This window comes from Anoxybacillus sp. LAT27, assembly GCF_022030075.1.
Classification (GTDB): Bacteria; Bacillota; Bacilli; order Bacillales; family Anoxybacillaceae; genus Anoxybacillus; species Anoxybacillus kestanbolensis.
Window position 1 is genome coordinate 20982 of record NZ_JAIWYK010000421.1, and the last position, 11364, is coordinate 32345.

General features: G+C 45.2%; 12 protein-coding genes. All 12 read right to left on the reverse strand.

Translation table 11 applies throughout. The features are described from left to right. Positions 1–45: 45 nt before the first annotated feature. A complete protein-coding gene (gene murA, locus LD028_RS10160; protein ID WP_064220715.1) occupies positions 46–1344 on the reverse strand; it encodes a UDP-N-acetylglucosamine 1-carboxyvinyltransferase in 1299 nt (432 codons plus the stop codon). 31 nt (positions 1345–1375) lie between these two features. Then, positions 1376–2071: a YwmB family TATA-box binding protein gene (locus LD028_RS10165; protein ID WP_237811747.1), complete on the reverse strand. Its 696-nt coding sequence runs from the start codon at positions 2069–2071 to the stop codon at positions 1376–1378. A gap of 82 nt (positions 2072–2153) precedes the next feature. Then, on the reverse strand, positions 2154–2384 hold the full coding sequence (locus tag LD028_RS10170; protein ID WP_164875846.1) for a DUF1146 family protein: 231 nt from the start codon (positions 2382–2384) through the stop codon (positions 2154–2156). A 57-nt stretch (positions 2385–2441) separates the two neighbouring features. After that, the gene (gene nuoN, locus LD028_RS10175) at positions 2442–3944 is read right to left on the reverse strand and encodes an NADH-quinone oxidoreductase subunit NuoN (protein ID WP_237811748.1); all 1503 of its coding nucleotides are present in this window, start codon (positions 3942–3944) and stop codon (positions 2442–2444) included. Positions 3945–3948: 4 nt separating this feature from the next. After that, a complete protein-coding gene (locus LD028_RS10180; RefSeq protein WP_237811749.1) occupies positions 3949–5460 on the reverse strand; it encodes an NADH-quinone oxidoreductase subunit M in 1512 nt (503 codons plus the stop codon). Then, a complete protein-coding gene (gene nuoL, locus LD028_RS10185) occupies positions 5460–7316 on the reverse strand; it encodes an NADH-quinone oxidoreductase subunit L (RefSeq protein WP_237811750.1) in 1857 nt (618 codons plus the stop codon). Before nuoL ends, LD028_RS10180 begins: the two co-directional genes overlap by 1 nt. 60 nt (positions 7317–7376) lie before the next feature. Further along, positions 7377–7688, reverse strand: a complete 312-nt coding sequence (gene nuoK / locus LD028_RS10190) for an NADH-quinone oxidoreductase subunit NuoK (protein ID WP_237811751.1) — start codon at positions 7686–7688, stop codon at positions 7377–7379. Then, complete coding sequence (locus tag LD028_RS10195; RefSeq protein ID WP_237811752.1) at positions 7685–8194, reverse strand: NADH-quinone oxidoreductase subunit J; 510 nt, start codon at positions 8192–8194, stop codon at positions 7685–7687. Before LD028_RS10195 ends, nuoK begins: the two co-directional genes overlap by 4 nt. Beyond that, positions 8191–8610 (reverse strand): NADH-quinone oxidoreductase subunit NuoI, encoded by a 420-nt coding sequence (gene nuoI, locus LD028_RS10200; protein WP_003396988.1) that lies wholly within the window; start codon positions 8608–8610, stop codon positions 8191–8193. The genes LD028_RS10195 and nuoI overlap by 4 nt, the downstream gene beginning before the upstream one ends. 22 nt (positions 8611–8632) lie before the next feature. After that, positions 8633–9634, reverse strand: a complete 1002-nt coding sequence (nuoH, locus tag LD028_RS10205; protein ID WP_006319897.1) for an NADH-quinone oxidoreductase subunit NuoH — start codon at positions 9632–9634, stop codon at positions 8633–8635. Then, the gene (locus LD028_RS10210; RefSeq protein ID WP_035019874.1) at positions 9634–10734 is read right to left on the reverse strand and encodes an NADH-quinone oxidoreductase subunit D; all 1101 of its coding nucleotides are present in this window, start codon (positions 10732–10734) and stop codon (positions 9634–9636) included. Before LD028_RS10210 ends, nuoH begins: the two co-directional genes overlap by 1 nt. A gap of 3 nt (positions 10735–10737) precedes the next feature. Further along, positions 10738–11364: NADH-quinone oxidoreductase subunit C (locus LD028_RS10215; RefSeq protein ID WP_237811753.1), on the reverse strand; the 627-nt coding region annotated here is incomplete at its 5' end.

An 11364-nucleotide genomic window follows, 5' to 3' on the forward strand; every position in this document is an offset into this window, starting at 1 on the left:
ATGCAAAAAACGACCATTCGCCTCCGCAAACGGTCGCTTTTATGTTCATCCAACGTCTGTCATTTGTGTTTGTGCCGTATCGACATCCTCGCGGACACGCTCGATGTCAGCACCTAGAGCGGCTAACTTTTCATGAAAACGAACGTAACCGCGATCTAAATGCTTCAGCTCCGTTACGCGCGTATATCCTTCCGCTGCTAGCCCGGCTAAAATAAGCGCAGCAGCTGCACGCAAGTCCGTTGCGGCTACTTCCGCCCCTTGCAAGTTGCATGGGCCGTTAATGATGACCGAACGGCCTTCAATTTTCATGTCAGCATTCATGCGACGAAATTCTTCGACATGCATAAAGCGGTTTTCAAATACCGTTTCGGTTACCATGCTTGTGCCTTCTGCTTTCATCAATAGCGCCATCATTTGTGATTGCATATCTGTTGGAAAGCCGGGATGCGGCATCGTTTTGACGTCTACCGCTTTTAATTTGTCTGGCGCAATGACGCGCAAACCGCTATCTTCTTCAACGATCGTGACACCCATTTCCTCGAGCTTTGCGATTAACGACGTTAAATGTTCTGGCACCGCACCTTGTACAAGGACGTTTCCGCCTGTAATGGCAGCGGCAATCATAAACGTTCCGGCTTCAATGCGATCAGGAATAACTGTATGCTCAGCACCATATAATGTAGTAACACCGTCAATGCGAATCGTGCCTGTTCCAGCCCCGCGCACTTTCGCACCCATGGCGTTTAAAAAGTTTGCCAAGTCAACGATTTCTGGTTCTTTCGCACAGTTTTCGATGATCGTTGTGCCTTCAGCTAACACGGCCGCCATCATAATGTTTTCCGTCGCACCAACGCTCGGGAAGTCTAAATAAATTTTCGCACCGCGTAACTTTCCATTTACTTCAGCGTCGATGAAACCGTTCCCGATTTTTACGGTCGCACCCATCGCTTCAAATCCTTTTAAATGTTGATCAATCGGGCGTGATCCGATCGCACAGCCGCCCGGTAGCGCCACGCGCGCGCGGCCTTTACGCGCAAGCAACGGTCCCATCACTAATACAGATGCGCGCATTTTTCGTACATATTCAAAAGGAGCTTCAATGCTTAGCTCTCCAGATGCATCAACGACAATTTTGTTGTTGCCAACCGTTACGTCCGCTTGTAAATGACGCAACACTTCACTAATCGTATATACATCGGAGAGTTCAGGTACATCGTAAATGACGCTCTTTCCTTCACTCGCTAATAATGTTGCGGCGATGACAGGCAACACAGCGTTTTTCGCACCTTCCACTTTCACTGTGCCACTCAACCGCTTCCCGCCGCGGACGATGATTTTTTCCAAGGCATTCCCCTCCGCGTCCAAAGTCTCTATATTAATATTCAGCTGTTATGATTGGGGTGCCAATGACAACGGTCGTTCGCGCGCCCAATCCGTTTTGTCGTAACGCCAGTTGAAGATTCATTTGTTGTTGTCCGACAGAAAGTGATGTCTTCCACTGCTCAGTATATGCTGAGACGGAGACAAATGTCTCTTCACGCAATGATTCGATCGGTTGCGCTTGAAATGAAGCAAGCAAGCGAACCGCCTTGTCAAACAAAACACCTTTCATCTTATCATCGAATTCCCCTGTAATACAAGTGAAAAATGTAGGTTTTTCGAATAATTTTGTCGTTTGTCGGACGAGCGTGCGTTCGAGTTGTTTATTCCACGTTGAACCGGTTGCTTCGTATAAAACAAGGACAGCTGGATGATGAGCGACCGTGATAAGTTGAATCGTTTCAACGTAAGCGGAGGTTTCACGTTTGCCAATCATCTTGTGCGGTTCAACCGTCCAACGAAAAGAGGACCATGTTCTCACGTATTGTTGGATCCAGTTGTGAGGGTCATTGGTAAGTACTTGCTCTTTGGCGTAGACGTTCCATCGTTTGAGGTAAATATGATGAGCGTCAAATACGCCGAGCATGTCGTTTATTTTCGTTATTTCTCTTTCGACACGTCCATCATCATACATCCGATAACCACTTAATAACAAACAAAACATAACGAGTGCCAACCATCTTTTTCTCATCTTTTTTCCCCTCCCTCTCCTTAGCTTTATTGTTGCCAGATCGGAAGGGAACATACGTGAAAAAAATCGACAACGCTCGCGCTTAAAGTAAAAATGGTAATTGGCGTGACCAGCGTAAATAATCTAAAAAGAAGTTGCTCACTAATGAGCCAATGGCAATCGTAATTAAAATGTAAAAGACGCGCGCTTGAATGATACGATTTGGTTTGAAAATGACTTCAAGTCGAACCGCTTGTAACGTCCACCACGTCACCGTAATAAAAAATAAATGAGAAAGTAAACTAATTAACGCCTCTTGTCCGAATACTTCCACGTTTATTCCTCCTTTTACAAAAGAAAATGGAAGGGTAAACCCCTTCCATTATACGTCTTATTGAAGAAAATCGCTAAAATGTTCAAACGGTGCAAGGAAATCGTAAGCGATGTTTGGAAACACCCCTAATAAAACGGTGCCGATGATACAAATAACGACAACCGCAATAACCCCAGGTGGCCACTCTAATCGGTGCGTATGTTCGACTGGTCGGAAAAACATTTGGACGAAAATTCCAAAGTAATATACGTAAGAGATGACCGTTGTGATCACCATAATCGACGCAAGCACGTAATGTGCCGGCTCCACGACGAATGCGCCGAGGAAAATATTCATTTTCCCGATAAATCCAGCTGTCCCTGGGATACCTGCAAGCGATAGTAAAAAGATTGTCATCGCAATCGCCATAAGCGGCGAGCGGCGGTACAAACCGGCAAATATGCTTATATCTTCATCATCATGATGTTGAGAGACGACTTGCAAAATAGCAAATGCACCGATCGTCATAAATACATATGCTAATAAGTAAAACCAAATAGCTTCAAACATAAACATCGACAAGCTCGCAAAAGCAACTAATACATATCCAGCATGCGCCACGCTTGAATATGCGAGCATACGCTTCACGTTTCGTTGTCGAAGGGCAATCGTATTGCCGATAATCATCGTTGCACCCGATAAAAAGGCGATATATGGCGCAAACGTCATAAGCATCGAAGCGGAACTTCCCGCTGGTGTTTGCGCAAAGACGGAAACGATAACACGCAACACAATGACAAATCCAGCTGTTTTAGAAACAACGCTTAAAAACGAAACAACGGGCGTCGTTGCACCTTGATATACATCAGGCGCCCACATATGAAACGGAGCGGATGCTAATTTAAACGATAATCCAACAAACGTAAGCAAAAAGGCGAGCGATAAAACGTATTGATGATTTTCATCGGACGTACTCGCAAGTTGTACGGCAATTTCTTTTATATTTGTCGACCCGGTAAAACCAAAAATATAGCTCATCCCAAATAGCGTAATCGCTGTTGCGATACTTCCGGTAATGACGTATTTCAACGCCGCTTCATTCGCTAATGTATGTTTTTTCCGAATGGCGACGAGAATATAAGAAGAAATCGACAATAGTTCAAGACCGACAAACAATGTAATGAGATCGCCACTTGATGCCATCATCATCGCGCCGAGAAGCGCCGTTAAAAATAAGTAGTAAAATTCGCCGCGATATGCGATGCGCTCTTTCGGTTCGTAGTGAATCGAAAGTAATAAAACGAGCGCGCTTCCGATCAGCAATAACGCTTTAAACGATTTCGCAAACGAATCGAGGCGGAACGTGTCTCCTAAAATGGATGTGACATCACTCGTCCATAAGCTAAGGAGCGATACGAATGAGACAGCGATGCCAACGAAAGCAAATAAGCCAAGCAGCTGCCGATTGCGATTTTCTGGCATAAATAGGTCGATGAGCGAGAGCGCAACGGCTACGCCGAGAATAATAAATTCCGGCATCATGACGCCCCATTCATAGCTAAGTAATGTTTCAAAATCCATCTCATCAACCCCCTAACCCGTTCATCATCGTTTCAATCGTCGTTTGTAACGGCATCGCTAATAGGCTCGGATATACCCCGATGATGATAATGAGTAACAGTAAACTGATCGCTGGCACCCATTCGATGCCACGTAAATCGCGGACGTTCGTCACCGCTGTTTGCCCAAACGTCATATGAAGTACAGCTCGCAACAAATATACCGCGGTCATAATAATGCCGAGCGTACCGATCGCAGCGAGCCAAGGCGCTGCTTGAAATGCACCAACGAACGCCATAAACTCACTTACAAATCCGGACGTTCCCGGCAACCCGAGCGAAGCCATCGCGCCCGCAAGCATAAACCCGGATACGTACGGCATCGTCTTCGCTAGCCCCCCTAAACGAGCAAGCGTTGTTGTACGCGTTCTTTCGTACATGACGCCAACGAAAAAGAATAAAAATGCAGCGATAAACCCGTGTGACACCGCTTGGAAAATAGCTCCTTGTATTCCTGCCTCGTTTAGCGAACCAAGACCGATCAATACAATTCCCATATGTGACACACTCGAGTAAGCAAGTACCATTTTAAAATCGGTTTGTCTAAGTGCTAAAAACGCACCGTACAACAAGTTGACTATACCAAGCACGATGAGCCATGTCGAAAATTGTTGGAATTGCCCGGGAAATAATCCGAACGCCAAGCGAACAAGACCGAATGCACCAATTTTCAACAACACCCCTGCGTGTAGCATAACAACAGACGGTGGCGCTTGAACGTGTACGCGCAACATCCAACGATGAAGCGGCACAATCGGCAATTTTACCCCAAAGGCAACGAGCAATGCTAAAAATAGTCCGTAACGAAGATCGTCGGAAATTGGCGAAATCGTTTGTACCGATGAGTTAGTTAATATGTAACGCAACTCTGCTATATTCGATGTACCGGTACGTGCAAACAATACCGCAATGACGATCAATAAGACGGCTGAACCAAGACCGTTATAAATTAAGTAGCTGTACGCTGCTTTTTCTTTTTCGAAATATCCCCATTTTCCGATTAAGAAAAACATCGGAATAAGCGTCAGCTCGAAAAAGATGAAAAAGAGCACAAGGTTGCTTGCAGCAAACACGCCGAGCATACCGATTTCAAGCAGTAAAAATAGTTGAAAATATCCTTTCCATTCTTTTTGAATAGACGTAGAAGCAATCGCCGCAAGCGTCGCTAAAATCGTCGTTAACACGATCATCACAAGCGCAAAGCCGTCCACATGAAGTTCGTAAGCGACAGTAAAATCCGTCTCTTTCAAAAACGGAAAATCACCAAATTGAATCCACGATCGCTTTTCCGATAACTTGCTTATATCATAACCGTTTCGATATTGCCAAAACGCAAACAGCGATAAACATAACGATGGCAGCGTTGCTAAAACGCCGAGCCATTTGATCGCTTTTTCTTGTTCTTTCGGAAAGAGCGAAAGAACGAGTATGCCTAAAAGCGGGGAGAAAATTAAGAGCGATAAAAAGTACGGCTGCATTATAAATACCCCCCTGTCACCGCAAAAATGACGACGAGAATCGCTAAAGCGACAATCGTTACTGTGCCATACATTTGTACTTGACCGTTTTGTAAACGTGAGCCGATTCGGCCAATGCCACGCGCTGTTGCCGCAAATAGCTGAGCCACCCCTTCAACGAGGAAACGATCAATGTACTCAAATAACAAGCTAACAAAAGATGCGGCACGAATAACAGTAAGTCCGTAAAACTCGTCGATGTAATATTTGTTCATAAGCACGTTGTACGTCATTGGGAAACGTGACGATAGCCAGTCGCGCGCAATCGCACGTTTGCCATATATGAGCCACGCAAGAGCCATGCCACATAAAGAAACAACAGTCGCTACAATCATAATCCAACTTGGACCTTCTGTATGCGCATGCCAATTCGTTCCTTCTGTCAACCATTCGCCTAAAAAGGCACCCCACGGTGTTTGAACGTAACCAGAAACGACTGCGAGCACACCGAGTACGATCATCGGTAGCACCATGACAGTTGGCGATTCATGCACATCGCGATTGTTCGTTCTCGCTTCTCCCACAAACACGAGGAAAAATAAACGGAACATATAAAACGCTGTGAAAAAGGCCGCAATAACAGCAACAACAAATAAACCGACATGTCCGTGCGTCCACGTGGCAATTAAAATTTCATCTTTGCTGAAAAAACCTGAGAAAAACGGAAATCCACTAATGGCTAACGTTCCGATTAAAAAAAGCGGAGCGGTCCATTTCATTTTTTTCCATAGTCCACCCATTTGTTCAATGTTTTGCGTATGTACCGCATGAATGACGCTACCTGCGGCTAAAAAGAGCAACGCTTTAAAAAATGCATGCGTCATTAAATGAAACACACCTGCGACATACCCGGCTGAACCGAGCGCCAACATCATGTAGCCAAGCTGGCTAACTGTCGAATAAGCTAACACGCGTTTAATGTCCGTTTGCACAAGGCCGATCGATGCCGCAAAAATAGCGGTGAATCCACCAACATAAGCAACGGTTGTCATCGCTACTTCACTCGCTTCATAAAGCGGGAACAACGTAGCGACTAAATATACCCCTGCAGCGACCATCGTTGCAGCGTGAATTAACGCTGATACAGGCGTCGGACCTTCCATCGCATCTGGAAGCCACGTATGAAGCGGGAATTGACCCGATTTTCCAACTGCCCCAATAAAAATGAGAATAGCGCTTAACGTCACAATCGTTGCGGAAATATCTCCGTTTTGCAACGCCGCAAAAATCGTCTCATATTCAAAACTTTTTACTTCGAGAAACAATAAAATCATACCAATTAATAAACCGACATCCCCGATGCGCGTCATAATAAACGCTTTTTTCGCTGCCGCTTTCGCTTCTTCTTTGTAAAAATAAAATCCGATCAATAAGAACGAACCGAGACCGACAAGCTCCCAAAAAATGTACGTTTGTAGTACATTCGGTGATACAACAAGTCCGAGCATCGCGAACGTAAACAAGCCTAAATAGGCGTAAAATACCGAGAAGCGCTCATCCCCGTGCATATATCCTTTCGCATACGTATGTACGAGAAAACTAACAAGCGATACGACAACGAGCATTAATGCATTTAATGCATTCACCTCAAATCCGACCGTTATATCCACATCCCCAATTGTTAGCCATGTGTACGCTTGTTTGTATGTTGGTGCCGTCCACCGCTCGTACAACGTCCCGAGAGCCAAAACGAGCGAAAGAAACGTCAACAACATTCCGACATACGCGCTTCGTTCTTTTAGCTGCTTGCCCACAACAAGCAGCACAACAAACGATACGAACGGAAAAAGCGGTATGAGCCATGCGTTTTCCATCATCGTTCAATCATCCCCTTTTTCAGGTGCATTTATAATATAACCCCTTTGTTTCCCCATCCTTTATCGTTTCATCGAATCGACTTCATCAATATGAATCGTTTTACGATTGCGATATAGCGCAATTAAAATGGCTAATCCGACCGCTGCTTCTGCCGCGGCAACAGTAATCGTAAAGAGCGAAAATACTTGACCTGTAATGCCTGGATTCATCCCGTATTTGCTAAATGCGACTAAGTTGACGTTTACGGCATTTAACATGAGTTCAATACAAATGAGCACGATTACCGTATTGCGTTTTGTTAGCGCCCCATACAACCCGATGCAAAATAACATAAGCGCAAATACGAGATAGGCGGATAACGGTACATTCATTCTCCCGCCTCCTTATCATCTTTTTTCGCTAAAATGACCGCGCCAATTAATGCGACAAGCAACAAAACAGAGGCAAGTTCAAACGGAATGACATATTTCGAATACATCGCAATTCCGATTTGTTCCGTATTTTTGTCATGAAGTCCAACCGCTTCGCTGCCAAAGTCGAGCGTGCGAATGCCGACGTACATCACAGCACCAAAAGCAACCGTCCCAAGCAAAGCGAGCGCTTTGCGAAGCGGGCTACCTGTCGATTGGCCGTCATCTTGATGGCGCGTCAGCATAATGCCAAATAACATAATGATTGTAATGGCGCCAGAGTAAATAAGCACTTGAACAGCTGCGACAAATTCAGCTGATAAAAGTACGTAAATGCCGGCGATGCTGACGAACGTAAAGACGAGCGCGACGACCATATGGACGACTTTGTTTAAATTTAACATAAAAATGCCGCCGCCGAGCGCAATGAGCGAAAGAACGAAAAACGCAATATATTGTCCACTCATGGCTTATTCACCTTCCGCACGTTCGTATCATTTTCATCTAACCATGTTAAATCTTTAAACAATTCATCGCGGCTATATTCTGCTAATTCAAAGTTGTTCGTCATCACAATCGCCTCTGTCGGACATACTTCCGTACATAAGTCGCATAAAATGCAAATTTCAAAATTAATGTCATACGTATCAATAATTTTTCCTTTTTTCGTCGGGTCCGGATGTTTTTTGCCCGTCAGTTGAATACAGTCGGTCGGGCAAATGTTTGCACACTGATTGCAAACGATACATTTTTCCGGATAAAACTTTTGAATGCCGCGAAAGCGATCCGGAAGCGGAAGCGGTTCATTCGGATAATCGTACGTCACTTTTTCTTTTGTTAAGTTTTTCAGCGTATACGCTAATCCTTTCATTAAACCGAGCATTTCTGCCCACCCACCTTTTTATTTAAAAAAATAGTTGTTTCACAAGCGCTGTTACAAAAATGTTGACGAGTGCAACAGGCAATAACACTTTCCAGCCAAACTCCATCAATTGATCGGCACGCACACGCGGAAACGTAATGCGAAACCAAATGAATAAAAAGACGACAAGACTAAACTTTAACGCAAACCAAACGGCACCTGGAATGAAGTCAAGAAACGGAAGCGGGTGCCATCCTCCTAAAAAGAGTACCGTCGTTAATGCCGCCATCGCAAAAAAGTACACGTACTCTGCAAGCATGAAAAACGCCCAACGGAAGCCAGAATACTCAACGTGGAAACCTGCTACAAGCTCTGATTCCGCTTCTGGCAAGTCAAACGGCGTCCGGTTTAACTCCGCCACAGCAGCGATCAAAAAGACGAGAAATCCGATCGGCTGCACAACGATAAACCAAACTTCTTTTTGCGCGTCGACAATGTCGTTTAAGTTTAAGCTTCCCGACAACAAAATGACACCAATAACAGACATGACAAGCGGCACTTCGTATGAAATCATTTGCGCTGCAGCGCGCATGCCCCCAAGCAGGGCATATTTGTTGTTTGACGCCCATGCGCCCGTGACAACCCCGATCGTCGTCAATCCCGAAACGGCAATGTAATACAACAGCCCGACACCAATATCGGCAAATTGTAACGCATCCGTAAACGGCAACGCTGCGAGCACCATAAACGCAGGGGCAAACGCAATGACCGGTGCTAAAATAAACAACGGTCGATCAGCCGCTTTCGGAATGGTGTCTTCTTTTAACAACAATTTTAATACGTCAGCGACCGTCTGAAGTAATCCCCAACGTCCGCCCACTTGGTTTGGACCGATGCGCCCTTGCATAAATCCCATCACTTTTCGTTCCGCTAAAATGCCGTACGTGACAAACCCTAACACAACGAGCAACAGCCCGACGCCAATCGCAAAGAAAATGGCCACATTCGTCCAGCTCGGCGTCGACTGTAAAAGTTGTTCCATCATCATCCATCGACCTCCCCAAGCACGATATCAATCGCGCCAAGTATCGCAATTAAATTTGCGATATTTTCCCCTTTTAATAGTTTCGGAAGGATTTGTAAATTGTAAAATGACGGTCGACGGAATTTTAAGCGGTACGGCTCTTTTTTCCCGTCGCTCGCAATATAACAACCAATTTCGCCACGCGGCGACTCGATGCGCACATACGCTTCGCCCGGTGGCGCTTTAATAATTTTCGGCACTTTCGCCATAATCTCACCGTCACTTGGAAACTGCTCACACGCTTGTTCAATAATGCGAAGCGATTGCTCAATTTCGGCGAGACGGCACTCATAACGGGCGAAACAATCCCCTTCTGTTCGTACAGGTACATCAAAATCAAAGCGGTCGTAAATGGAATACGGTTCATCTTTTCGTAAGTCCCATTTCACACCGGTACAACGTAAATTGACGCCGCTTAACGAATAAGCTAACGCTTCTTCTTTCGTGTATTTACCAACGCCGATGACACGGTTGCGGAAAATTTCATTTCCCGTCACTAGCTCATGATAACCTTCTAGTTGCTTGCGCATATATGGAACGAACTGTTTCACTTTGTCGATCCATCCATCTGGCGCATCCCATTTCACGCCGCCGACACGCATATAGTTAAACGTTAGGCGCGCGCCTGATAGTTCGTTTAATAAATTAATAATCATTTCCCGCTCACGAAACGCATATAAAAACGGGCTGACTGCACCAATATCAAGCAAATACGTACCCCACCAAACGAGATGGCTCGCAATGCGGCCAAGCTCCATCGCTAAAACACGTAAATATTCTGCGCGCTCTGGCACTTCAATACCCATCATCGTTTCTACTGCGTGACAAATAACGTAATTGTTCGTCATCGCGGATAAATAGTCCATGCGATCTGTGTACGGAATGATTTGTGTATACTGCAAATTTTCCGCAATTTTTTCTGTCCCTCGATGAAGATAACCGATGACGGGAGTCGCTTCTTTAATTATTTCCCCATCAATTTTCAGCACGAGGCGAAACACGCCATGCGTGCTCGGATGTTGCGGTCCGACGTTTAAAAGCATCTCCTCTGTTCTCAGCACGCTCTAACCCTCCATATCGTACGGTTCGTAATCTTTCCGGAGCGGGTAGCCGACCCAATTTTCCCCTAAGAAAATGCGAATGAGGTTTGGATGGCCTTCAAAACGAATACCAAGCAAGTCGTACGCCTCGCACTCCGGCCAATTTGCCCCTGGCCAAAGCGGAACAAGCGAGTCAATGACCGGATTGTCGCGATCTATTTTTACTTTCAACGCAACGGACTGGCGATTTTTATAAGAATACAAGTGGACGTACACTTCCATATGTGTTTGAAAATCCGTTCCGTGCAATTCGGATAAATAATCAAAACTTAGTTGCTCGTTATATTTTAAAAACTCAGCCACTTTATAATATGTATCTTTTTTAGCAACAAGCGTTGGTACGTCTTTCGACAACCGGTTGATGTAAGCGTTTTCTAGCACCTCTGCTCCGAGATGTTCTTCAATCACTTTGACGTATTTGTCGAGATATGGCTGATTTGGCGACGGTGCTTCCTCTTTCTGTTCACTAACATCTACACTTTTCGCTTTTGCGGCCGCTGCTGCTTTTGCTTTCGCTGCTGCCGCTTTTTTCTTCGCCAATTCTTCTTCGCTTATTTCCCCTGTCTCCGCAGCTTTTTGTTTCGCCAATGC